The sequence below is a fragment of the Streptomyces sp. NPDC091292 genome, from assembly GCF_044757265.1.
In the GTDB taxonomy this organism is placed as follows: Bacteria; Actinomycetota; Actinomycetes; order Streptomycetales; family Streptomycetaceae; genus Streptomyces.
Map to the genome: position 1 here is coordinate 22,866 of NZ_JBIVUQ010000020.1, position 22,841 is coordinate 45,706.

The 22,841-nt window shown below is 72.3% G+C and carries 19 protein-coding genes; 12 read left to right on the forward strand and 7 right to left on the reverse strand.

Annotated elements, in window-relative coordinates; genetic code table 11:
- Window position 1: 1 nt before the first annotated feature.
- Together ACIQNU_RS35415 and ACIQNU_RS35420 are read right to left on the reverse strand one after the other, a co-directional pair.
- Window positions 2–2,209, reverse strand: coding sequence for an MMPL family transporter (locus tag ACIQNU_RS35415; RefSeq protein ID WP_401374256.1), 2,208 nt, complete (start codon window positions 2,207–2,209; stop codon window positions 2–4).
- A 12-nt stretch (window positions 2,210–2,221) separates the two neighbouring features.
- A complete protein-coding gene (locus ACIQNU_RS35420; protein ID WP_401374259.1) occupies window positions 2,222–3,022 on the reverse strand; it encodes a TetR/AcrR family transcriptional regulator in 801 nt (266 codons plus the stop codon).
- Window positions 3,023–3,301: 279 nt separating this feature from the next.
- Between ACIQNU_RS35420 and ACIQNU_RS35425 the strand changes: the two genes are divergently transcribed.
- From ACIQNU_RS35425 to ACIQNU_RS35450, 6 genes are all read left to right on the forward strand, one after another.
- Window positions 3,302–4,351, forward strand: a complete 1,050-nt coding sequence (locus tag ACIQNU_RS35425) for a helix-turn-helix domain-containing protein (protein ID WP_401374261.1) — start codon at window positions 3,302–3,304, stop codon at window positions 4,349–4,351.
- Between the two features lie 119 nt (window positions 4,352–4,470).
- Complete coding sequence (locus tag ACIQNU_RS35430) at window positions 4,471–4,704, forward strand: hypothetical protein (RefSeq protein ID WP_401374264.1); 234 nt, start codon at window positions 4,471–4,473, stop codon at window positions 4,702–4,704.
- Window positions 4,705–4,805: 101 nt separating this feature from the next.
- A complete protein-coding gene (locus ACIQNU_RS35435) occupies window positions 4,806–5,378 on the forward strand; it encodes a MauE/DoxX family redox-associated membrane protein (RefSeq protein ID WP_401374266.1) in 573 nt (190 codons plus the stop codon).
- Between the two features lie 102 nt (window positions 5,379–5,480).
- Entirely contained in the window at window positions 5,481–6,023 is a 543-nt protein-coding gene (locus tag ACIQNU_RS35440; RefSeq protein ID WP_401374267.1) for a TlpA family protein disulfide reductase, read from the forward strand.
- Window positions 6,020–7,909 carry an ABC transporter ATP-binding protein gene (locus ACIQNU_RS35445; protein ID WP_401374270.1) on the forward strand — a complete coding sequence of 630 codons (1,890 nt, stop codon included), beginning with the start codon at window positions 6,020–6,022 and terminating at the stop codon, window positions 7,907–7,909. Before ACIQNU_RS35440 ends, ACIQNU_RS35445 begins: the two co-directional genes overlap by 4 nt.
- Window positions 7,906–8,403 (forward strand): S26 family signal peptidase, encoded by a 498-nt coding sequence (locus ACIQNU_RS35450; RefSeq protein WP_401374272.1) that lies wholly within the window; start codon window positions 7,906–7,908, stop codon window positions 8,401–8,403. The genes ACIQNU_RS35445 and ACIQNU_RS35450 overlap by 4 nt, the downstream gene beginning before the upstream one ends.
- Window positions 8,404–8,419: 16 nt before the next feature.
- On the opposite strand, the gene ACIQNU_RS35455 is transcribed toward ACIQNU_RS35450, so the two are convergent.
- The 4 genes from ACIQNU_RS35455 to ACIQNU_RS35470 all read right to left on the reverse strand — a co-directional run bounded on the left by ACIQNU_RS35455 (window position 8,420) and on the right by ACIQNU_RS35470 (window position 15,130).
- Window positions 8,420–9,610, reverse strand: coding sequence for a thiolase family protein (locus tag ACIQNU_RS35455; protein WP_401374275.1), 1,191 nt, complete (start codon window positions 9,608–9,610; stop codon window positions 8,420–8,422).
- A 129-nt stretch (window positions 9,611–9,739) separates the two neighbouring features.
- On the reverse strand, window positions 9,740–10,174 hold the full coding sequence (locus tag ACIQNU_RS35460) for a cupin domain-containing protein (protein WP_401374278.1): 435 nt from the start codon (window positions 10,172–10,174) through the stop codon (window positions 9,740–9,742).
- 74 nt (window positions 10,175–10,248) lie between these two features.
- A complete protein-coding gene (locus ACIQNU_RS35465; protein WP_401374280.1) occupies window positions 10,249–11,253 on the reverse strand; it encodes a helix-turn-helix domain-containing protein in 1,005 nt (334 codons plus the stop codon).
- A 127-nt stretch (window positions 11,254–11,380) separates the two neighbouring features.
- Window positions 11,381–15,130, reverse strand: coding sequence for a S8 family serine peptidase (locus ACIQNU_RS35470; protein WP_401374283.1), 3,750 nt, complete (start codon window positions 15,128–15,130; stop codon window positions 11,381–11,383).
- A gap of 249 nt (window positions 15,131–15,379) precedes the next feature.
- Between ACIQNU_RS35470 and ACIQNU_RS35475 the strand changes: the two genes are divergently transcribed.
- On the forward strand, window positions 15,380–15,808 hold the full coding sequence (locus ACIQNU_RS35475; protein ID WP_401374469.1) for a cold-shock protein: 429 nt from the start codon (window positions 15,380–15,382) through the stop codon (window positions 15,806–15,808).
- A 110-nt stretch (window positions 15,809–15,918) separates the two neighbouring features.
- Here ACIQNU_RS35475 and ACIQNU_RS35480 read toward each other — a convergent pair whose 3' ends face one another.
- Window positions 15,919–17,277 carry an aspartate aminotransferase family protein gene (locus ACIQNU_RS35480; protein WP_401374285.1) on the reverse strand — a complete coding sequence of 453 codons (1,359 nt, stop codon included), beginning with the start codon at window positions 17,275–17,277 and terminating at the stop codon, window positions 15,919–15,921.
- Window positions 17,278–17,386: 109 nt separating this feature from the next.
- Between ACIQNU_RS35480 and ACIQNU_RS35485 the strand changes: the two genes are divergently transcribed.
- The 5 genes from ACIQNU_RS35485 (at window position 17,387) to ACIQNU_RS35505 (ending at window position 22,781) form a co-directional block, all read left to right on the forward strand.
- Complete coding sequence (locus ACIQNU_RS35485; protein WP_401374288.1) at window positions 17,387–18,292, forward strand: LysR substrate-binding domain-containing protein; 906 nt, start codon at window positions 17,387–17,389, stop codon at window positions 18,290–18,292.
- A gap of 233 nt (window positions 18,293–18,525) precedes the next feature.
- A complete protein-coding gene (locus ACIQNU_RS35490; RefSeq protein WP_401374290.1) occupies window positions 18,526–19,281 on the forward strand; it encodes a (5-formylfuran-3-yl)methyl phosphate synthase in 756 nt (251 codons plus the stop codon).
- Between the two features lie 8 nt (window positions 19,282–19,289).
- A complete protein-coding gene (locus ACIQNU_RS35495; RefSeq protein WP_401374472.1) occupies window positions 19,290–20,696 on the forward strand; it encodes an aldehyde dehydrogenase family protein in 1,407 nt (468 codons plus the stop codon).
- A 25-nt stretch (window positions 20,697–20,721) separates the two neighbouring features.
- Window positions 20,722–21,831, forward strand: coding sequence for an NAD(P)-dependent alcohol dehydrogenase (locus tag ACIQNU_RS35500; RefSeq protein WP_401374474.1), 1,110 nt, complete (start codon window positions 20,722–20,724; stop codon window positions 21,829–21,831).
- A gap of 26 nt (window positions 21,832–21,857) precedes the next feature.
- The gene (locus ACIQNU_RS35505; RefSeq protein ID WP_401374293.1) at window positions 21,858–22,781 is read left to right on the forward strand and encodes a class I SAM-dependent methyltransferase; all 924 of its coding nucleotides are present in this window, start codon (window positions 21,858–21,860) and stop codon (window positions 22,779–22,781) included.
- The last annotated feature ends 60 nt before the right edge of the window (window positions 22,782–22,841 follow it).

Consider the following 22,841-nt stretch of genomic DNA (forward strand, 5'->3'; position numbering starts at 1 on the left):
TTCATGTGCGGACGTTCATGAGCCCTCGTCGGTCGTCCACCCCGTCCGGCCGGTCCAGCTTGGCGCCCTCGATGTCCAGGTCGGGCAGCAGCCGGTCGAGCGGGCGGGGCAGCCACCAAGCGCCCTTGCCGACCAGCGCGAGGACGGCCGGCACCAGTGTCATCCGGACCAGGAACGCGTCGACCACGATGCCGACGGCGAGGCCGAAGGCGATGGGCTTGAGCGTGAGGTCGTCGGCGGTCACGAAGCTCGCGAACACCGCGAACATGATCAGCGCGGCGGCCGTGACGACCCGGGAGGCGTGCCGGGACCCGGCGATCACCGACTCGTACGGCTTGCCCGTGTGGACGTAGTCCTCCCGCATCCGGGACACGAGGAAGACCTCGTAGTCCATCGCCAGCCCGAACAGGACGGCGATCAGGACGATCGGCATGAAGCTGAACACCGGTCCCGCGGTCGGCACACCGATCAGGTCGGCGAGCCAGCCCCACTGGAAGACGGCGACGACCGCGCCGAACGCCGCCCCCACCGAGAGCAGGAACCCGAAGGCCGCCTTGAGCGGGACGACGAGCGAGCGGAAGACCAGGAGCAGAAGGAGCAGCGCCAGGCCGACGACGATCGACGCGAACGGCAGCAGGGACGCGCTGAGCCGGTCCGAGACGTCGATCGCCGCGGCGGTGGAGCCGGTGACCAGGATCTCGGTGTCCGTCTTCGCGGCGAGTTCCGGTGTCTCGGCGCGGATGTCCCGGACCAGTCCCTCCGTACGCTCGTCGCGCGGACCGGCCTTCGGGACCACGGTCAGAATCGCCGTACTCCCGTCCTCGCTCACCTCGGGCGCGCTGACCGAGACGACTTCGGGCAGGTCGAGTCGCTTCAGGCCGGTCGCTACCTCGGTCGCGGCGGGTGCCGGGTCGCCGTCCGCGCTCTGGACGAGGACGAGGAGGCGGCCGTTGCGGCCGGGGCCGAAGGCGTCGGAGATCAGGTCGTACGCCTTGCGCTGGGTCGAATCGGGCGCGGCTGTTCCGTTGTCGGGCATGGCCAGGGCGAGTTGGGCGGCCGGGAGCGCGACCACGCCGAGCGCGACGACCACGGTGATCACAGTGGCGAGCGGCCTGCGGGTGACCAGCCGGGCCCAGCGCTCGCCGCCGGACATCCGCCGGCCGCCGGCCACCGCGCGCTCGCGGCGCTCGGCCCGCGAGCCGGGCCTCGGCCGCAGCCGCGTCCCGGCGAAGCCGAACAGCGCGGGCAGCAGAGTGATCGCCACGGCCACCGCCATCAGGACGGTGCCGGCGGCGGCCAGCCCCATGACGCTCAGGAACGGAATGCCGACGACGGACAGCCCGGACAGCGCGATGATCACGGTGAGTCCGGCGAAGACCACCGCGCCGCCGGCGGTCCCCGTGGCGCGGGCCGCGGACTCCTCGGCGTCCATCCCGTCGGCCAGTTGGGTGCGGTGCCGGGAGAGGATGAGCAGGGCGTAGTCGATACCCACCGCGAGGCCGACCATCAGGGCCAGGCTCGGCGCGGTGGAGGAGACCGTGGCGACGTGGGAGACCGGGAGCAGCCCCATCAGCCCGACGGTCAGCCCGATCAGGGCGGTGAGCAGGGGCAGTCCGGCGGCCAGGAGGGAGCCGAAGGTGAGGACGAGCACGAGGATCGCCACACCGAGGCCGATCACCTCGCCGATGCCGACGGCCAGCCCGGCGGTGCTGTAGATCGTGCCGCCGACCTCGGCCCGGAGGCCGTCGGTCCGCGCCGCACCGGCGATCTTCTCCAGGGCGGTCACGCTGGAGTCCTCCAACGCGTCGCGTGTGACCGGGTAGAGCACCTGGGCGAGCGCCGTACGCCGGTCGGCGGAGACGGACTTCGCGTCGAACGGGTCGACGGCGGTCTGGACCTGGGGCGCCTTCGCGGCATCGCGTACGGTCCGCTGGATGACGGCGCGGACTGCGGGGTCGTCGACGGTCGCCCCCTCAGGCGCGACGAAGACGAGCTGCGCCGTGACACCGGTCGCCGCGGGCTGCGACTTCTCCAGTACGTCGATGCCCTGCTGCGACTGGGAGCCGGGGATGGTGGCCTCGCTGTCGCGATGCGAGCCGAAGGTGGCGAGGCCGCCGACCGCCAGCGCGATCAGGAGCAGCCAGCCGATGAGGAAGCCGCCTCGGTGCCGGAACGCCGTCCGGCCGAGGGAGTGGAGCAGGGTGGCCATCGAAAGGTTCCTTCAGCCGTGGGAACGGTCGGAGTGGGCGGACGGTTGTGCGGGTTCCGCTTCGGGTGGCGCGGAGGGCGCGGCCGACGGGGCGTACGGGTCGATCAGCGCGGTGAGGACGGCGGCGAGCGCCTCCTCCACGGTGTCGGCGCCGACCCCCTCCGGATCGGCGATGCACTCGTTCGACAGGCCGTTGCACAGGCAGTGCAGGATCAGGGCGGCCAACTCGGGCCGTACGGCGGGCCGGATTCCGGTGCGGGCGGCGACGGTCTCGATCGAGCGGGCCGCGGCGGCGCGCTGGGCCCGGCGCAGCGGAGTGAGGACGGCCCTGGTCCGCTCGTCGCGGGCGGCGCGCGCCGCGAACTCAAGTCCGAGCTGGCCGCGTTCGGCGTCGCCCACGATGCGGCGCGCGACCGTACGGGCGGCCAGGCCGACCGCGTCGGCCGGTTCCTCGGCGTCGCCGATCTCCGCCATGACGGCGGTGAACTCGCTGTCGGCGCCGTCGCCGAGGATGGCGCCGAACAGCTCCTGCTTACCGGCGAAGTTCGAGTAGACGGCGCCCTTGGTGAAGCCGGCGGCGTTGGCGATGTCCTCCAACCGGCTGTCCGCGTAACCGCGTTCGGCGAAGGAGCGCGCGGCGGCCGTCAGCAGTCGGCGCCGGACCTCGTCGCGCGGCACGCGCGGGACCGGGCCCTCGTACGCGACGGGCTCCGGCTCCGGCTCCAGCTCCAGCTCCGGAGAATCTGGATACCCGGGGTACTCGATACCCGAAGTACCGGGCTTCGGCGGGACTCCGCCGGACGGGGAGTGCATGGGACGTCCCTGGGGTGAGGTGCGATCGGGTGGACCCACGACGCTACGGAGGGATCCCCGCGCCTTCGATCCGGTGCGCCCCCTGCCTCAAAGGGGGTTAACCCCCTGCCTGTTGGTAGGGTCCACCTCCCCTGGTGGCGCATATGCGCACAGAGGGCGACAGACACCCCGCCGAGCCTGTCCCGGACATGTCCCGGACAGGTCTCTTCGTGTGCCGGGACGGACTTCCGCAGCAGCCTGGAGGGACATCACACGGCCCCCTGACATCAGGAGCGATGGATGCCTCTGTCCGCATGTGGTTTACCCGCCGCACCGCACCGCGCGGTGCTGGACGAGATCAACGCGCTGTGGCACGTAGCCGTCCTGAAGCCCGAGGGGCGGGGCCGACCTCGTACGGGCGTGCGGGCCCTGCACCTCGGCGGGGTGTGGGTCGCGGCACTGGGATGTCCGCGCACCAGCTTCGCCCGTACCGCGCCGCTCATCCGCCGACGCGACCCGCAGGCCTTCCACGTCCTCCATATGACAAGGGGCCAGGCGACCGTGAGTGTGGGGCGCCGCCAGGCGCGGGTCGGGGCCGGGCACCTGGTCCTGGTGGACAGCTCCCGGCCCTACAGCGGGTACTTCGACGACCCGGCCGGGGTCCACTCCTTCGTGATCCTCCAGTTCCCGCGCGCCGTACTGCGGTTGCCGCCGCGCGCCGTCCAGCGGCTGCACGCCGTTCCCGTCCCCCTCGGGCCGGGCATGGGTGGCGCGCTGTCGCGCTGGCTGGCGGACGTCACCGGCCGGGCCGAGGAGTTCGCCCGAGCCGACGGCCCCCTGCTCACCGAGGTCACCACGACACTGGTCGCGTCGGTGCTCGGCGACGCCGTCGCTCCCGCTGATGGCCCCGGCATCGAAGACCGGCGACGGGCCCTGCGGACACAGATCCAGCGGTTCATCCGCCACCACCTCGCCGATCCGCTCACACCGGAGGGCATCGCAGCCGCACACCAGCTCTCCCGCCGCTCCCTCTACACCCTCTTCGAGGAGGACGGCCACAGCGTGGCCGCCTGGATCCGGCGGGAACGGCTGGAGCGATGTCGGCGCGATCTGTCGGATCCACTCCTCGCGGATCAGCCGATCCACTCCATCGCGGCGCGCTGGGGGTTCCCGGACAAGGCGCACTTCAGCCGCGCGTTCCGGTCCGCGTACGGCGCGCCGCCACGCGATTTCCGCCGCCGGGCGACCCGGCACGAACCGACAACCACCCCGCACCCGGGGACAACGACAGGCGCCCGGCCGGCCAGCACTCTGGTGGTCGGAGGCACACCTCGCGGCGAAGGGCCGTGAACCTCGTGCCTCACCGTCCACGGCCAAGTGGCCACGCCCCGCAGGATGTACGGGGTCCTGCGGACAGCCACATCGGCGCATCGGGGACGGTCTTCCCATCGATCACGAAGGAGTGAGACATGCTCACCAGCCTTGAGGCGCTGGGCAGCAGGATGCTGGACCTGCTCGTACCGCGCGTGGACGCGTCCGCGGCGGGAGCCGCCTGCATGTGTTACGAGTGCGTGCAGGGCGGCGCGTCGTCCGGCTGCGCCGCCACCGGACACCGGTGGTACCGGAAGCAGCCGTGCGGCGGCGGTCCCTGGACCTTCGACCGCTGCGCGAACTGCAGCGCGGGCTCCGGCTACTGCATCTGACGGCAGTTCGTCACCTCTCCACCGCCGTGCGGCGGGTGATCTCCCGCCGCACGGCTCCGTCCCCGCCCCCTGTCCACATCTACGCGTCCGGAGGCAGTTCGATGGAGTACCTGGCCGTGGGAGCCCGCGCGTTGCTGGGCCTTGTGTTCCTGGTGTCCGTCGCCGGCAAGGTCGTCGGGCGCTCCGCGTACACCGCCTTTGTCGGGTCCGTCCGGTCCCTCGGTGTGGTGCCGCCCGTCCTCGTCCGCCCGGTGGCCCGCACGGTGATCGCCGGAGAGGCCACGGTGTGTGTCCTGATGGCCGTGCCGGTGCGGGGTGCCGCGACCGCCGGGTTCCTGATCGCCGCCGCCCTGTTGGCGGCCTTCACCGCCGGTGTCGCGTCGGCCGTACGCCGGGACGCCACCGCGCCCTGTCACTGCTTCGGCCCGTCGACGACACCGCTGGGCACCCCGCACGTCGTGCGCAATGCCGTGCTCTGCGCCGCCGCCGTGGCCGGGGCGCTCGCCGTACAGGTGTCCACGACCGCCCGACCGGGCGGTGCGCTGGTGGCCGGGGCCGCCGGGTTGCTGGCCGGTGCCGCCGTCACCCAACTCGACCATCTGCTGGCCCTCTTCCGTCCGCTGCCCACCGCCGCGCGTGCGGGGACGGCCGACCCGCACCACCGGTCGGCCTGACGGGCCGATCCGCAGCCGATCCGCGCGGCCGGCAGCCGTCCGTACAGCAAAAGCCCAGCAGCCGTCCGTACAGCAAACACACCCCTCAGCCAAGGAGCCCTCATGCCTCTTCTGATCGCCGTCGTGGCCCTCGTCGGCACGCTGTGCACGGTGAATCTGGTCCTCACTCTCGGCGTGATCAGACGACTGCGGGAGCACACGGAACTGCTCGGCGCCGTGCAGGGGGAGCCGTTGCGCCTCGAAGTGGGCCAGGAGGTCGGGGACTTCGACACGGCGAGCACTCTCGGGGAGCCGCTGGTGCGCGACCTGGTGACCGGGCCGGTTCTCTTCGGGTTCTTCTCGCCGACCTGTGAGCCCTGCCGGGACAAACTCCCCCGCTTCGTCGAGCACGCCCGGCACGAGCCCGGCGGTCGCTCATCGGTGATCGCGACCGTCGTCGGAGACGCCGACGCGGCGGCCGAGTTCGTGTCCGAGCTGAGCGAGGTCGCGCAGGTCGTGGTCGAGGACTCCGACGGTGTGATGGGCACCGCGTTGGGCATCCGGGCCTTCCCGAGCGTCCTGCGGGCCGAGCACGCGGCGGACGGACGGCTCGTCGTCGTGGACGGCGATGTGGCGCTCGGCCGCCCGGCCGGCCTGACCGCGTGACCGGGGCCCCGTCCTCCGCTCCCGCGAACCGCCGGGCGGGGCCCGCACGCTTCGCCCGGCACGCGGCGGCGGCGATCGCCCTGGCGGCGCGGGCGGCTCCGGCGGTCTTCACCGGCTATGTGCTGCTGACGCTCGCGACGGGCGCGCTCCCCGTGGCGGCGGCGTGGCTGACCAAGCTCGCCCTGGACGGCCTGACGGACGGCGCCGCTTCGACGGCCGCGCTCGTCGGCCTGGCGGCGGGGCTCGCGGGCGTCGGAGTGGCGTCGGCGGTGACCACGCACACGAACCAGTACCTCCAGTCCCAACTGGAGCGCGCGATCGGCCTGTTGACGCAGGACCGTCTGTTCACGGCCGTCAACGGGTTCGTGGGTCTGGAGCGGTTCGAGAGCCCCGCCTTCCTGGACCGGCTGCGGCTGGCGCAGCAGGCGAGCGCCGTCGGGCCCGGCCAGGTGGTCAACGGGATCCTGGGGCTGGCCCAGGCCACGATCACGGTCACCGGCTTCCTGGGCTCCCTCTTCGTGCTCAGCCCGGCCATGACCGTGCTGGTGCTGGCGGCCGGGGTGCCCGCGCTCGTCGCCGGGCTGATCCTGTCCCGGCAGCGGGTGCGCCTGCAGTGGGACCTCGGGCCCACGGAACGGCGCGAGATCTTCTACAGCCAGTTGCTGTCGACCGTCGAAGCCGCCAAGGAGGTACGCCTGTTCGGCATCGGCGCCTTCCTCCAGGGCCGGATGCTCGCCGACCGGCGCACGGCCAACGCGGCGAGGGCGCTGCTCGACCGGCGGGACGCGCTCGTCCAGTCGGGGCTCGCACTGCTCGCCGCGCTGGTCTCCGGCGGTGGGGTGGTGTGGGCCGTGGTGGCGGCGCGGTCCGGTCAGCTCTCGGTGGGCGACATCGCGATCTTCATCGCGGCGGTGGCGGGCGTGCAGGGCTCGCTCACCGCCGTCGCGGGCCACCTCGCGGGCTCCCACGAGGCGCTGATGCTGTTCGCGCACTACCTGGACGTCGTCCGCTGCGAGCCGGACCTGCCGGTCGCCGCCCCTCCGGCCCGGCTGCCGGCTCTGCGGGAGGGCATCGAGTTCCGGGACGTGTGGTTCCGGTACTCCGACGGGCACCCGTGGGTCCTGCGCGGGGTCAGCTTCCGGCTGCGGCACGGGGAGGCGCTCGCGCTGGTCGGACTGAACGGTTCGGGCAAGTCCACCCTGGTCAAGCTGCTCTGCCGGTTCCACGACCCGACGCGGGGCGCGATCCTCTGGGACGGCGTCGACCTTCGTGACGTCGACCCGGCGCGGTTGCGCACCCGGACCGGGGCGGCGTTCCAGGACTACATGGCCTACGACATGACGGCGGCGGAGAACATCGGGCTCGGCGATCTGGACGCCTTCGCCGACGCGAAGCGGATCAGAGGGGCGGCCGAGCGGGCGGGCATCCACCGCAAGCTGTCCACGCTGCCGCGGCGCTACGACACGCTGCTGTCCCGCCGCTTCCCGACGGCGCCGGAGGACGGCGAGCCGGGCACCGGTGTCGTGCTCTCCGGTGGCCAGTGGCAGCGGCTCGCGCTGGCTCGGGCGTTCCTGCGGGACGAACGGGACCTGATGATCCTGGACGAGCCGGCGTCCGGGCTCGACGCGCAGGCGGAGGCGGAGATCCAGGAGGCGCTGCGGACCCACCGGCGCGGCCGGACCAGTCTGCTGATCTCGCACCGGCTCGGCTCGGTCCGCGATGCCGACGTGATCGTGGTACTCGCGGCGGGACGGGTGGTCGAACAGGGCAGCCACGCGGCCCTCATGGCGGCCCACGGCGAGTACGCACGGCTGTTCGCCCTTCAGGCGTCCGGCTACCGGGCGGAGGACGACGTGCCCGGCCTCGGGGAAGCGGCCCACCGGTGACCCCCGCATCCCGCCGGACCATGTCCGCCGCCGCCCTCGGCGTCGCGGGCGCCGCCGTTCTGCTGCGCTACAGGCTGGTCCGGGTGACCGTGCGCGGCGACAGCATGGTGCCGGTGTACGAGGACGGTGCCCGGGTCCTCGTACGCCGGGGCGGACGGATCGCGCCGGGCCGTGTCGTCGTGCTGGAGCGTCCCGCGCGGGGAGTGAGGTGGCCCCTTCCGCCGGTGGACCGCGCGGCCCCGGCCGACGAGGTGGCGGCCCGGCGGTGGATCATCAAACGCGTGGCTGCGGTCCCGGGCGACCCGGCCCCGCTGGACCGTATGCCGGCCCTGGACCGTACGGCGGGCCCCTTCGTACCGCCCGGCCGGCTCGTCCTCCTCGGCGACAATCCGCTGAACAGCTACGACTCGCGCCACGCGGGCTACTTCCCGAGGGAACGGGTGCTGGGCACGGTGATCGGTGCTGGGCACGGTGATCGGTGCCCGGCGCCATGATCGGTGCCCGGTCGCGTCACGCCTCGCGGCTGACCAGGACCGCCGTGCCCTGGCCCACGCCGACACACATCGTGGCGAGGCCGCGTGCCGCGCCGGTGCGGCGCATGCGGTGCAGGAGGGTGGTGAGGATACGGGCGCCGGAGCAGCCCAGCGGGTGGCCGAGCGCGATGGCGCCGCCGGTGGCGTTGACCCGGTCGGGGTCGATGCCGAGCTGGTCCACACAGGCGAGCGCCTGCGCGGCGAACGCCTCGTTGAACTCGGCCTCCTCGATGTCCCCGATCCCCCACCCGCTGCGGCCGAGCACCTTCCGCGTCGCGGGCACGGGACCGATGCCCATCACATCCGGGTCCACCCCGGCGGAGGCCCCGGCGACATACCGACCCAGGGACTCCATGCCCAGGTCGCGCAGGGCGTCCTCGCTGACGAGGAGAAGCCCCGCTGCGCCGTCGTTCATCGGCGACGCGTTGCCCGCGGTGACGGTGCCGCCCGCCCGGAACACCGGCTTCAGCCGGGCGAGTTTCTCGTACGAGGTGTCCTCGCGGACGCATTCGTCGGTGGCGACGACGACTCCGTCCGGGCGGGTCACGGGGATGAGTTCGGCGTCGAAGTGGCCGTTCTTGCGGGCGTCGGCGGCGCGTTGGTGGCTGCGCAGCGCGAACTCGTCCTGCCGCTCGCGCCCGATCCCGTACCGCTCGGCGACCTCCTCGGCGGTCTCGCCCATCGACAGGAGGCCGTGCAGGTCCTTCATCGCCGGGTTGACGAGGCGCCAGCCGAGCCGGGTGTCGACGGTCTCGATGCGGTGCGGCAGGGCCTCGTCGGGGCGGGGCAGGACGAAGGGGGCGCGGCTCATGGACTCGGAGCCGCCCGCGAGGACGATGTCGGCCTCGCCCGACGCGATGGCGCGGGCCGCGGTGGTGACGGCCTCAAGACCCGAGGCGCACAGCCGGTTCACGGTCGCGCCGGGCACCGATGCGGGCAGCCCGGCGAGCAGGGCCGCCATCCGCGCGACATTGCGGTTGTCCTCGCCCGCCTGGTTGGCGGCGCCCCAGTAGATGTCGTCGATCCGCGCCGGATCGAGACCCGGGGCGTCGCCGATGAGGCCGCGGATCACGGTGGCGGCGAGGTCGTCGGGCCGTACGGAGGAGAGGGCTCCGCGCAGTTTTCCGATAGGGGTGCGGCGGGCGGCGGCGAAGTGGACGGGGCGCACGACAGACTCCTCGGGGCGGGACCGGCTGGTCAGCACTGCCGACTGTTAACTGACACCACTAATTAACACTGCTAGTTTTCGACTATAGCGGACGGTCCCTCGGGCGGTCTCTCGGACGCCCTCGGGCGGTCACTCGAATCCACAGCCCGGGTTGGGCGCGTCCTGCGAGAGGGGCGCGCCGTGCGGCAGGACGTACAGGACCTCCAGGACGAGGGGTTCCGTGCCGAGGTTGCGGCCGATGTGGGTGTAGTCGGGGCGCTCGGTGATCGAGGTCCCGGCCGGGTACACGCCGTCCGAGCCGCAGGTCGCGTCGTAGTGGCTGAGGGTTCCCTGTCGTACGAATCCGTGGATGGTCCCGTCGTGGTAGTGCCAGCCGGTGGCCTGCCCCGGCGGGATGGTCAGTACCCGCAGGACGTAGTCGGTGTCGCCCACGGTGGTACGGGAGATCACGGTGCCGACGACACCGGGACCCGGCGGGGTCGCGTGCGCGGTCCCGGCGGCGGCTGTCAGGCCCAGCAAGGCGGCGGCCGTGGCGGTCAGTTTCGTACGGTGCGTCCGGTGCATCGGGAGAGTCGTCCTTCCGTCGCGTCTCGTCTCCCCTTATCCAACCCCTTGTCCAACCCCGGAGGGACCGCTCGCTACATCCAGCCCCGGCGCGCCGCCTGCCAGGCGAGTTGCATACGGGTCGCCGCGCCGGCGAACGTCATCAGGTGCTGGATGTGGCGCTGCACCGTGCGCCTGCTGAGGCCCATCTGCGAGGCGATGGCCTTGTCCGTGACGCCCGCGACCAGCAGCGAGAGCAGCCGTCGGTCCGTGGAGGAGAGGGCGTCGGTGCCGGCCGCTCCGTCGGTGCCGCTGACGGCTCCGGTGTCGTCGACGTGCAGCGGCACGGCGTCGTCCCAGTACCGCTCGAAGAGGGCGACGAGGGCCGCGAGGAGACTGCTGTCCCGGAGCAGGGCGGCGGTGGGTTCCTCGGGGCTGCCGTGCGGGCCGCCGGGGACGAGCGGGCAGATGGCGATGGCGCGGTCGGCTATGGCGAGCCGCAGCGGCAGATGGGCGACCGCGCGGGCGACCTCACCGGCGCGCACTCCCTCGATGACGTTGTCCACGGCGCCCTCGTCGTCGAAGAACGCCTTCTCGTAGAGGACCCGGTACCGCACGCCCCGCGCCAACGCGTCGAACTCCGCGCTGTTGCTGCCCGAGGGCATGGCCACGTACTGGGCCTTGCAGAACCACAGCATCTCGTCGCGGGTGTCCGCCTGGATCCGGCGCAGATGCTGGCGCAGCGCGTCCGCGCCTGTGATCACCTCGATGAGTTGGCCGGCGTCGCGCCGCCGCATGGTGTCCTGGTAGATCTCCAGCAGATCGGTGGCCGTGGCGCGGGCGGTGTCGAGGGCGTCGGCGTTCTGTTTGAGCCGGGGCATGAGGGCCACGTCGGGCGGTGTCGCCCGGTATCGCCTCGGTGTTCCGTCGCTGTGGCTGGCCAGGCCCTTCACCGTCAGCACGGTGAGGGTCTGTTCGGCCTCCTTCGGGGTGAGCCCCGCGCGGGACGCGAAGTCGTGCGCGGAGACCCGGTCCATCGTCACGAGGATCCGGTACGCGGCCTCCTCGGCATCACTCACCCCCGCTGCCTCCAGCGTCACGGCGCACCCCCCTGATACCGCCCGACTCGCTGGTTGCCCACCGTACTGCACCGGTCCAGGGGCAGAGCGGACAAGCGGGAGGGCCCCGGCCGGTACGCCGACCGGGGCCCTCCCGTTGCCGTCGGGTCTACCCCCGGTGCAGGTAGGCGCGTTCCACGGTCTGCCGGACGGTGTTGCCCTGGCTGTCCCGCGCGGTGACCCGCAGGGTCACATACCGGTCGCCGTGGCCGGACGGCCGTACGACGGTCGCCGTGAACCCGCGGCTCCCCCGGTCCTTCACGGGCGCGCCGCTCCAGTGCCTCCCGTCGTCGTAGGACGCCTCCACGCGGACGGAGACCCCGCGCGGCGCCGGGAGTCCGTTCTGTGCGCGGACGGAGAGCCCGATGGTGTGCGAGCGTCCGGCGCGTACGGCGTTGTCCGCGTCGACCGGTACGTCGTAGTCGAGTTGGAGCAGCGGCAGCGGTGCGGCCTTGTCCGTGGTGCCGGACCGGAAGGACCAGGACGTGTCGGTACGGGTGCCGAACGCCCACTCGCCGGACGCGCGCGAGGTCGTCAGGTCGAGCCGGTAGTCGGCTGTGCCGGGTTGTACCTCGAAGTTCGCCCAGGCGCCTTCGGCCTCGCCGGTCTTCACTCCGTCGCGGTAGAGCACGGCGGCGGCCGAGTCGTCGGGGGCGCCCAGCTGCCGGGTCCAGTGGCGGCCGGTGGAGTCGGTGAACTCCGGGATGCGCAGGGCGAGCAGGTCCCCCTTGCGGACCGACGGGTTGCTGGTGTCCTTCGGGATCGCGGGCCGGATCACGGCCCCCTGCCACCGCTCGTCGAGCCGTTCGCCCGCCCGATAGGTGCGGGGCGCGTCGTTCATGCCGGCGAACAGCGGCCAGTCGACGTCGAAGGTGGTCTCGTGGTGCACCCGGTGCTGCCACTCCGTGTCATTGGCGCTGATGTACTCGGTGCGGGCGAACCCGGTCGGTACGAAGCGGGTGTACTGGAGCCAGGCCGCGTCCTGGTAGGGCCGCCGGCCGAACCGCTGCTCGGCCGCCCACGGCAGGCCGCCGTTGTCGGCGTAGGTGGCCCGTACGACGGCGCTGTTCTTCTCCGTCACGGTGTGCACCACGCGCTTCGGGACCTGCTGCTCGGACACCTGCATCACGTCGTAGAGGTACGGGCTGCGGGCGGTACCGGTGAATCGGACGGTGGTGGGGCGCTTGTCGAGCCGGTCGAGGAGCGCGGCGCCCGCCTTCGCTCCGGTCCAGACGACCGGCAGGGCGATACGGTCGCCGTCGGGCCGCCAGCGGGTCCAGGCGATGTCCGACGAGGAGACCATCAGCAGGCCCTTCACGCCCGCTCGGGCCGCCTTGCCCGCCAGCTCCGCCTCGACGAATCCGTCTTCCTCACGGACGATCGCGAGCTTGCCGCGCGCCCTGCCGAAGTCGGGCCTGGCCGCGCCGCCCGCGTCCACGGGGGTCAGGGTGGTGCCCTTCTCCGGGAACAGGGGCGAACTCCCCGAGTAGTAGGGGGTGAGGTCGAGATCCGTGCCCGAGACCTTCGCCCTGAGCATCGGGGCGACGAGCTGCCAGCGCGAGGAGAACTCGAAGGTGCCGTCGGTGACCTTCTCGGTCGGACTGATGTACAGCCGCTTGGCGAGGTCGAAGTACATCGTGCCCTCGATCAGGCCGTGTCCGTCGATGCGGCGGTACGTCTGGTAGTTGAGGATGCCGCGCTGCTCCGCGGGTTTCGGGGTGCGGATGTCGACCAGGGTCGTCTTGCGTGCGTCGAGGGTGACGGCCGTGTCCTTGGTGACCTTCACCTCGGGCAGGACGACATGGCGCAGCTCCTGGCCGTCGGCGGCGTCGTCCAGGCTGGAGTAGTCCACCTGGTAGGTGCCTTCCTCGACCTCGGCGACGGCGGGCGAGGTGCCGGTGTACTCGACGAAGCCGTCGGGGCCCCAGATGATCGGCAGCGCGTCGACCTGCTTGCCCTGGAGGTCGAGGGTGGTGACGGTGAGCCGGTGCGTGGGTCCGTGCACGACGAGACTCACCGTCGTGTGGACCTTCACCTTGCCGTCGGCCGACACGGCGGTGACATAACCGTAGTAGTCGCCCCGGCCCGCACGGGAGGGGTCCGCCGTCAGCGGTACGTCCACGGTGGCGCCGGGGGCGATCCGCACCGAATCGGAGCCGAGCCGCAGGGCACCGTCGGGGAGGGCCCGGCCGCCGGTGGTGGCGAGGCGGGCGGTGAGAGCGAGGGTGATCTCCCGGTCGGAGTTGTTGGTGTAGCGGACGGTGCGCCCCGCGCCGCCGCCGTCGTCACCGGTCTGGAACGGGCCGAGCGCCACGGTGCCGGTCGCGCTGACCGGTCCGAGAGCCGCCGCCGCCACATCGATCCGGCCACCGCCCTGCTCGGTGGGCTGCTGCCCTTGCACCGTGTTGGCCGAACTGATCAGCGCGTCCTTGATCCGCTGGGCGTCCCAGGTCGGATGCGCCTGGGCGAGCAGTGCGGCGGCGCCCGCGACATGCGGGGTCGCCATCGACGTACCGGAGGCCGCGACGTAGTACTCGTCCACCGGGTCGCCCATGGTGGTGCCGGCCGCGCGGGCCGCCACGATGCCCACGCCCGGCGCGGTGACGTCGGGCTTCACGGCCCGGTCGCCGTAGCGCGGGCCCCGGCTGGAGAAGGAGGCGAGCGAGTCGTCGCGGTCCACGGCGCCGACGGTAAGCGCCGCTTCGGCGGCGCCCGGTGAACCGACGGTTCCCGGGCCCTGGTCGCCGATGTTCCCGGCGGCCACCACGAACAACGCTCCGCTGCTGCGGGTGAGTTCGTTGACGGCGAGGCTCATCGGGTCGGTGCCGTCGGTACGGATGTCCGCGCCGAGGCTCATGTTGACGACCTTGGCGCCCTCGGTGGCCGCCCACTCCATACCGGCGATCACCTGGGACTCCGTGCCGTAGCCGTCGTCGCCGAGCACCTTGCCGATGAGCAGGTCGGTCGCGGGGGCCACGCCCTTGCGGCTGCCGCCGGAGGCCGCGCCGCTGCCGCCCACGGTGGCGGCGACATGCGTGCCGTGCCCGAAGGCGTCCCCGGTCCCCGTACTGCCGGAGAAGTCCTTGGCCTTGCCGATCCGCCCGGCGAGGTCGGGGTGGGTCTGGTCGGCGCCCGTGTCGAGGACGGCGACCTTGACGGACCTGCCGTCGTATCCGGCCTTCCACAGGGCGGGGGCGTTGATCTGCGCGGTGCTGCGGTCCAGGGCGGCGTCCACCCGGCCGTCCAGCCAGACCTTGGGCGCCACGGCCGTGCGGGCGGTGCTCAACGGCTCGGTGGAGGGGACCAGTCGCTTCCAGAACCGGCCCAGGTCGTCCGCCGGGACGCGGACCGCCTGCGCGTCGATGCTGGCGAGGCGGCGGGCCGGCGAGGCGTCGTCGCTGAGCACGGTGAGCTTGTTCACGGCCGAGGCCGGGGTGCCGTCGGGCTTGCTGATGATCAGGGGCAGGGTGTCGCCGTGCGCCTCGTCGTATCCCTGCTCGATGAGCGAGGTCACATTGAAGAGCTGGCGGTCGAGGCGCCCGGTGGAGACCAGGTCGAGGGCGTCGGACGGCAGTACCGACAGGTCGCCGTCCTGTTCCATGGTCCGGAACAGGACACCGCGCCGGCCGCTGCCCGGCTCGACGGAGGCGACCGGCTTGCCGCCCGCGTCCTTCGTGACGGTGACGCGGTCCCCGGTGATCAGGCGCACGGTGGCGCTGCCCTTGCCGGGCTGGGGGGTGGCGGCCGTGGCGCCGTTGCCTTGCGCGGCCGTCGTCCCGTTCGCGGCGACCGGCGTGACACCACCGACGGTGAGCGCGAGTCCGGCCGATATCACCGCCGCACAGCGGATCCGTCTCATTTGTTCAGCACCTTTCCGTGCACGCAAGGAGATGTTCATGCGTGCTGCACAGAATCAGGTGGCGCCGGACGCGCTGTCATCGCTTCGGGATGGCGCAGGTGGGACATGTCGCAATCGCGACACCGGGACACCCGGAGACTGGGACACCGGGACACGGAGTAGGCTTCCGCTTGGACGGGTCGCGTGCGTACCCTTCCTTACTTGGTGGAGATGCGGGCAACGGGCCCGGTGGTTTTGGGGGTTGGTGGCATGGTTACTGGTCGTGTGCTGCGGTTCGATTCTGTGAGGGGTTATGGGTTCATCGCCCCCGATCACGGCGGGGAAGACGTCTTCCTGCACGTCAACGATCTACAGATTCCCGAGCACCAGTTGCGCTCCGGGCTCGCCGTGGAGTTCGAGATCGAGGAAGGGGACCGCGGCCTCAAGGCATCGGCGGTACGACTCGCCGAGGGAGCCGATCACCGGCCGCCGGCACACTCGGGGGCGGTGCTCTCCGGGGCGTCGAGGCAGGCGGACGGCGACGACTCGCTGTGCGACGTACTGACCTCCGCCGAGTACCTTCACGAGGTCACCGAAGTCATGCTGTCCTCGGCACCCACGCTCACCGGCGCACAGATCGTGCAACTCCGGGGCGCCCTGCTCCAGTTCAGCAAGAACCACGGCTGGACCGAGGGCTGACACTCCGAACACATCGGCGCCCGGGGCCCCCGACTTCGAGGGGGCTTCGGGCGCCGACGCATGTCCGCGAGTGTCGGAGGACCCGGGCGGGCAGTCGCCATCGGTCTCCCTCAGACGACGCCGCCACGCGCCGCGTAATCCGCACACGTGTCGCCGATCGCTTGGTCCAGGATCGTCAGGCCGAGGGAGAGTTCGTCCTCGGTGGCCGTCAGTGGCGGGGCGATACGGAACACGCCGCCCATGCCGGCGAGCTGGACGATGTTCATGTGCAGGCCGAGTTCGAGACAGCGGCGGGTGACCCGGGCGCCCAGTTCGTCGGAGGTCCGCTTCGTGTCGCGATCGGTGACGAGTTCGAGCCCGGCCAGCAGGCCCCGCCCCCGGATGTCACCGACGACCTCATGGCGCTCGGCGATGTCCGCGAGGCCCCGGCGGAGGAAGTCGCCGAGGAGCCGTGCGCGCTGGTCGAGCTTGTCGCCGATCAGGACGTCGAGGACGGTGTTGCCGACGGCGGCCACGAGCGGGTCGGCCGCGTGCGTGGTGAAGAACAGGAACCCGCGCTCGTACGCCTCCTGTTCGATCTCGGCGCTGGTGATCACGGCCGCGAGGGGCAGTCCCGCGCCGAGCGTCTTCGACAGCGTGAGGATGTCGGGGACGACGCCGTCGCGCTCGAACGCGTACCAGGTGCCGGTGCGGCACAGGCCGGTCTGGGCCTCGTCGAGGATCAACAGCATGCCGCGCTCCCGGCACTTCTCCTTGAGCGCCGCGAAGTACCCGACCGGCGGTTCGATGATGCCGCCCGAGCTGAGGATCGGTTCGACCAGGCACGCGGCGAGGCTGCCGGTCGACTGCGCGTCGATCAGGTCGAAGGCGAAGTCCAGTTGGCGGCGCCAGTCCAGCGAGCCGTCGGCGGTGGTGAAGTCGGGGCGGTACGCGTTCGGTACGGGGATGGCGAAGTTGCCGGGCGCTGCCGGTCCGTACCCCTTGCGGCCCGCGCTGTAGGTGGCGGACGCGGCGGCCTGCGTCATGCCGTGCCAGGAGCGGGCGAACGAGACGATCTCGTGCCGGCCTGTGACGAGCTTGGCCATCCGGATCGCGGCCTCGTTCGACTCGGCGCCGGTCGTCAGGAGCAGCGCCTTCTCCAGCGGCGCGGGCAGGGTGCCGGCCAGCCGCCGCGCGAGGTCGACCACCGGGCGGCTGAGCATGCCGCTGTAGAGGTGGTCGAGGGTCGCGATCTGCCGCTGGACGGTCGCGACGATCTCCGGGTGCGAGTGGCCGAGGATCGCGCTCATCTGGCCGGAGGTGAAGTCGAGGATCTTCCGGCCGTCCGCCGTGTACACGAAGCTCCCGGCGGCACGGTCGATGATCTCGCGGGTGAACTCTCCGCCGTAGCGCACGAGGTGCTTCCCGGCGTCGGCCCAGAAGGAGTCGGCGGAGGGCGGTTCGGGCGAGGGAGTGGTCGAGGCAGCCATGTCCTCGACGGTAGGTCGCGCCGGAGCGACACGTCCATCTCACGATTCCGGCCGCCCTGTTCGGCGCAGCCGCACAACATCGGCACGGCCGCACGACAATGGCGGGGTGATGAACCCCTGGAGGCTGCGGCTGCTGAGCCTGCTGGACACCCTCGGTACCGTCCGGGCGGTCGCCCAGGCCGCCCATCTGAGCCCGTCGAGCGTGTCCCAGCAGCTCGCCGTGCTGGAGACCGAGACGGGCACCCAGCTCCTGGAACGGACGGGACGCCGGGTGCGGCTGACGTCCGCCGGGCTGATCCTCGCCCGGCGGGCGCGGGCGATCCTCGATCACATGGACGGCGTCGAGGAGGAGCTGCGCGGTTTCGGCGAGGAGCCGGCCGGGCTGGTGCGGCTGGGGGCGTTCCAGAGCGCGATCCACACCCTTGCCGTACCGGCGGTGACCCGGCTGGCGCGCGAACATCCGCACCTGGACGTCGAGTTGCTGGAGCTGGAGCCGCACGAGAGCGTGCCCGCGCTGCGGGTCGGCGAGGCGGACCTCGTGATCACCACGACGGACTTCGGCGAGCTGCCCCTCGGTCCCGACCTCGACCTCGTACCGCTGGCCACGGACCCGATCGTGCTGGTGGTGCCGCCCGAGCACCCGGCCGCCGGGCGCGGCACTGTGGACCTCGCGGCCTGCGCGGACGAGCCGTGGGCGTTCGACATGCCGCAGTCGTACATGGCGAATCTCGCGCTGCGGCTGTGCCGTCGGGCCGGGTTCGAGCCACGGGTGGCGTGCCGGTTCAGCAACTACATGCTGGCCCTTCAGCATGTCGAGGCCGGCCTGTCGATCGCGCTGCTGCCCAAACTGGCGGTCGACCGCCGCTACCGCGTCGCCACCAGGGAACTCACGACCCCGGTGACCCGCACGATCACGGCGGCGATCCGCCGCGCCGCACCCCCACGCGCGGCGGTACGGGCCGTACTGGACGCCCTGCGCCACCCTCCGGACCTGCCACCGACGGGGCACGAGTGAGGGCCGCGCGCCCGAATTGCTGAGGACTGGCTGTGGGAACAGCGGTTCGGACGGGAGCCGGTTCGAACCGGCGTGCACGGCGCGCTCGGTGAGCCGTGGCAATACCGAAGGGACTCCGCACGCCCTACCGATGCCCACGCACCCGCCCTGATGATGAGCAAATCGCACCGGATGCAAGCGGTTCCGCTCACCTGAGCATCGGCCAGGTGGACAGGCGGTGGAAGGAGTCCACGTTGTTGCTTCTCATCTCCCCGGACAGCGTCGAGGAGGCCCTCGACTGCGCGAAGGCGGCCGAGCATCTCGACATCGTCGATGTCAAGAAGCCCGACGAGGGCTCGCTCGGCGCGAACTTCCCGTGGGTCATCAGGGAGATCCGCGACGCGGTCCCGGCGGACAAGCCGGTGTCCGCCACCGTGGGAGACGTACCGTACAAGCCCGGCACGGTGGCTCAGGCGGCGCTCGGCGCTGCGGTCTCCGGAGCCACGTACATCAAGGTCGGCCTCTATGGATGTACGACGCCCGCCCAGGCCATCGATGTCATGCGGGGGGTCGTCCGGGCGGTGAAGGACTATCGGCCGGACGCGTTCGTCGTCGCGTCGGGCTACGCCGACGCGCACCGGATCGGCTGCGTCAACCCGCTCGCCCTGCCCGACATCGCCGTCCGCTCCGGCGCCGACGCGGCCATGCTGGACACCGCGGTCAAGGACGGGACCCGCCTGTTCGACCACGTACCGCCCGAGGTCTGCGCGGAGTTCGTCCGGCGGGCCCACGCGTCCGATCTCCTCGCCGCCCTCGCGGGCAGCGTGAAGGCGGGAGACCTCGGCGAACTGACCCGTATCGGCACGGACATCGTGGGGGTGCGCGGCGCGGTCTGCGAGGGGGGCGACCGCACCAGCGGAAGGATTCAGCCGCATCTGGTGGCCGCCTTCCGGGCCGAAATGGACCGGCACGCCCGCGAATGCGCGGCTGCCGTCGCCACCGCGAGCTGACCGCCCGCATGGCGACCCGCCGGTCCCGTCGCACACCCGGAACCCTCCGCGGACACTTCGCCGTCCTCGACCCCGCGACGGGTGAGGCGTTCGATGAGGCTCCCGACCAGCGGCCGGACGAGCTGGACGCCGTCGTCGACCGGGCCCACGAGGCCGGGCGGAGCTGGCGCGCCGATCCCGTCGCCCGTACGACCGCGCTGCGCGCGGCGGCCGACGCCGTGGAGGGGGCGGCGGCGGACCTCGCGCCGCTGCTCACCCGGGAACAGGGCAAACCCCTGGCCGAGTCGTACGCGGAGATCGCCCGCACGGCCGCCCGCCTCCGCTACTTCGCCGACCTCGACCCCGCGCCGCAGCCCCTCACGGACGGTCGGCCGGTCCGCAGCGAGATCCGCTGGCGACCGCTCGGGACCGTCGCCGCGATCGTCCCGTGGAACTTTCCCCTCCAGCTCGCGTCGGCGAAGTTCGCGCCCGCGCTCGCCGCCGGCAACACGGTGGTGCTCAAGCCCTCTCCCTTCACCCCGCTCGCCACACGGCTGCTGGGGTCCGTCGTCTCGACCGCCCTCCCCGATGACGTACTGACGATCGTCACCGGTCACGAACCGCTCGGCGCACGTCTGGCCTCCCATCCGGGGATCCGCCATGTCACCTTCACCGGTTCGATTCCCACCGGACGGGCTGTCGCCCGGGGCGCGGCGGCCTCGCTGGCCCGGACCACGCTGGAGCTGGGGGGCAATGATGCCGCCGTCCTGCTGGAGGACGTCGATGTGGAGCGGATCGCGGACCGGCTGTTCTGGGCGGCGTTCCGCAACTGCGGTCAGGTCTGCATGGCGGTCAAACGCGTCTACGCCCCGGCCCGGCTCTACTCCGACGTGGTCGAGGCGCTCGCCCAGCGCGCGAAGACGGCGGTCGTCGGGGCCGGCCTCGACCCGGGCACGCAGATGGGCCCGGTCAACAACGCCCCCCAATTGGCCCGGGTCGAGCGGTACACGGCCCAGGCACTCGCGGACGGCGCCCGAGCCGTGGCCGGTGGCCACCGGCTGGACCGGCCGGGCTACTTCCACGCCCCGACGATCCTGGCCGATGTGCCGCCCAACAGCCCGGTGGTGACGGCGGAGCAGTTCGGACCGGTCCTGCCGGTACTGCCGTACGGGAGCCTCGACGAAGCCGTCCACGCGGCCAACGACACCGGCTTCGGTCTCGGCGGCTCGGTGTGGGGCACCGATCTCGACCGGGCCGAGGCGGTCGCCGACCGGCTGGAGTGCGGGACGGCGTGGATCAACCACCACGCCGAACTGTCCCTCGCCCAGCCCTTCGCGGGCATCAAGGAGAGCGGTGTGGGTGTCGCGGGCGGGCCGTGGGGCTTCTACGGGAATCTCAGGCCGTTCGTCGTGCACCGCCTTGAGGAACCGTCTTGAGGAACCGTCTTGAGGAGGCGTGACGATGAGGTTCGGCGCCGCCGTACTGCGCGCGTACGACAGCCCGTTCGCCGTCGAGGAAGTGGTCCTGGACGCGGGGCCTGCCGACGGCGAGATCCTGGTCGGGATCGCGGGCTGCGGGATGTGCCGGACCGATCTCGCGGTCCGGCGGTCGGCGGGCCGCTCACCGCTGCCGGCGGTGCTCGGTCACGAGGGGGCGGGGGTCGTGGTGGAGACGGGCGGCCCGCACACCGGTCTGAGCGAAGGCGACCATGTCGTGCTGAGCTTCGACTCCTGCGGGTCCTGCCGGAACTGCCTGGGCGCGGCCCCCGCCTACTGCGACTCCTTCGCCTCGCTCAACCTGTTCGGCGGGCGCGAGGAGAAGCCCGCGCGGCTCACCGACGCGGCCGGGGGCGAGCTGGCGCCCCGGTGGTTCGGCCAGTCCTCGTTCGCCGAGTACGCGGTGGTCGCGGCCCGCAACGCCGTCCGGGTCGACCCCGCGCTGCCCCTGGAACTGCTCGGGCCGCTCGGCTGCGGCTTCCTCACCGGCGCCGGATCGGTCCTCACCACCTTCGGTGCCGGGCCCGGCGACACCCTCGCCGTCTTCGGCGCGGGAGCGGTGGGCCTGGCCGCGGTGATGGCGGCCGGCGCCTCCGGCGCGGTGACCGTGGCCGTCGACCGGCACCCCGAACGGCTGGCCCTCGCCGAACGCTTCGGCGCGATCCCGCTGCACGCCGCGTCGACCGACCTGCCCGGCCGGATCCGGCGGCTGACCGACGGCGGCGCCCACTACGCGCTGGACACGACCGCCTCCGCCCCGCTGATCAACGACGCGCTCCGGGCCCTGCGCCCCCGGGGCCACCTCGGTCTGGTGGCACGGCTGCACACCGCGCTGCCGATCGAGCCGGGCGCGCTGGACCGGGGCAGGAGGATGTCCCACATCTGCGAGGGGGACGCGGTGCCGGGGCTGATGATCCCGCGCCTGACCGGGCTGTGGCGGGCCGGGCGGTTCCCCTTCGACGAGCTGATCCGTACGTATCCACTCGCCGCCGTCAACGAGGCCGAACGCGACTGCGAAGCGGGCCGCGTGGTCAAACCCGTGCTGATTCCGGAGGAGCGGAGCCGATACCGATGAGCAACCACTCGCCCAGGGGAGGGCACATGAAGGAGGCACGGGGCGTGGAGGGCGTGGAAGTCGTGGACGGCATGGACAGCGTGGAAGGCGGTGTCGGCCTGACCGCTCTGCTGGTCGCGGCGGCACGGGCGATCGAGACCCACCGCCACGACACCCTGGCACGGGACGTCTACGCGGAGCACTTCGTGCTCGCCGCGCCCGCGTGCGCGGACTGGCCCGTCCGTATTCACCAGGTTCCGGACGGGGACGCGAACCCGCTGTGGGGGCGATTCGCGCGCTACTTCGGTCTGCGGACGAGAGTCCTCGACGACTTCGTCCTCCGGTCGGTGCACACGGGCGGCGCCCGCCAAGTGGTCCTGCTCGGGGCGGGGCTGGACACACGGGCGTACCGGCTCGCCTGGCCTCCCGGCTGCGTGGTCTTCGAGATCGACAGGGAAGGCGTACTGGCGTTCAAGCACAGGGTGCTCGACGGGCTGTCGGCCGCGCCCAAGGCGGCGCGCGTGCCTGTCCCGGTCGATCTGCGCGCGGACTGGGTCGGGGCGCTGGCCGACGCCGGCTTCGACCCGGCCGCACCGAGCGTCTGGCTGGCCGAGGGGCTGCTGTTCTATCTGCCTCCCGACGCGGAGACGTTCCTCATCGACACGGTGGACCGGTTGAGCAGGCCAGGAAGCGCGCTGGCGTTCGAGGTCAAGCTCGAAAAGGACCTGCTGGAGTACCGCGACAGCCCGCTCTACACCTCGACGGCCCGGCAGATCGGCATCGACCTGCTCCGTCTGTTCGACAGAGGGACACGGCCCGACTCGGCCGGTGATCTGGTCGCCAAGGGCTGGTCCACGTCGATCCACACCCCCTTCGACTTCACCCGCCATCACGGGCGCGGCCCGCTGCCCGAGCCGAACGACGCGCTGGCGGGCAACCGATGGGTGTTCGCGAACAAGCCCCGGCCGTGACACGGCCACCGACCGCCCACGTCCGATCACGCCGAACAGGGGCGCGCGGCACACCCGGAA

What these genes read in the sequence shown, in the direction of transcription:
- ACIQNU_RS35440 (WP_401374267.1), top strand. Translation starts at nt 5,481, where the DNA reads ATGCCTCTTCTGATCGCCGTCGTGGCCCTCGTCGGCACGCTGTGCACG.
- ACIQNU_RS35485 (WP_401374288.1), top strand. Translation starts at nt 17,387, where the DNA reads ATGAACCCCTGGAGGCTGCGGCTGCTGAGCCTGCTGGACACCCTCGGT.
- ACIQNU_RS35460 (WP_401374278.1), bottom strand. Translation starts at nt 10,174, where the DNA reads ATGCACCGGACGCACCGTACGAAACTGACCGCCACGGCCGCCGCCTTG.
- ACIQNU_RS35475 (WP_401374469.1), top strand. Translation starts at nt 15,380, where the DNA reads ATGGTTACTGGTCGTGTGCTGCGGTTCGATTCTGTGAGGGGTTATGGG.
- ACIQNU_RS35495 (WP_401374472.1), top strand. Translation starts at nt 19,290, where the DNA reads ATGGCGACCCGCCGGTCCCGTCGCACACCCGGAACCCTCCGCGGACAC.
- ACIQNU_RS35435 (WP_401374266.1), top strand. Translation starts at nt 4,806, where the DNA reads ATGGAGTACCTGGCCGTGGGAGCCCGCGCGTTGCTGGGCCTTGTGTTC.
- ACIQNU_RS35470 (WP_401374283.1), bottom strand. Translation starts at nt 15,130, where the DNA reads ATGAGACGGATCCGCTGTGCGGCGGTGATATCGGCCGGACTCGCGCTC.
- ACIQNU_RS35505 (WP_401374293.1), top strand. Translation starts at nt 21,858, where the DNA reads ATGAAGGAGGCACGGGGCGTGGAGGGCGTGGAAGTCGTGGACGGCATG.
- ACIQNU_RS35415 (WP_401374256.1), bottom strand. Translation starts at nt 2,209, where the DNA reads ATGGCCACCCTGCTCCACTCCCTCGGCCGGACGGCGTTCCGGCACCGA.
- ACIQNU_RS35420 (WP_401374259.1), bottom strand. Translation starts at nt 3,022, where the DNA reads ATGCACTCCCCGTCCGGCGGAGTCCCGCCGAAGCCCGGTACTTCGGGT.
- ACIQNU_RS35430 (WP_401374264.1), top strand. Translation starts at nt 4,471, where the DNA reads ATGCTCACCAGCCTTGAGGCGCTGGGCAGCAGGATGCTGGACCTGCTC.
- ACIQNU_RS35425 (WP_401374261.1), top strand. Translation starts at nt 3,302, where the DNA reads ATGCCTCTGTCCGCATGTGGTTTACCCGCCGCACCGCACCGCGCGGTG.
- ACIQNU_RS35480 (WP_401374285.1), bottom strand. Translation starts at nt 17,277, where the DNA reads ATGGCTGCCTCGACCACTCCCTCGCCCGAACCGCCCTCCGCCGACTCC.
- ACIQNU_RS35500 (WP_401374474.1), top strand. Translation starts at nt 20,722, where the DNA reads ATGAGGTTCGGCGCCGCCGTACTGCGCGCGTACGACAGCCCGTTCGCC.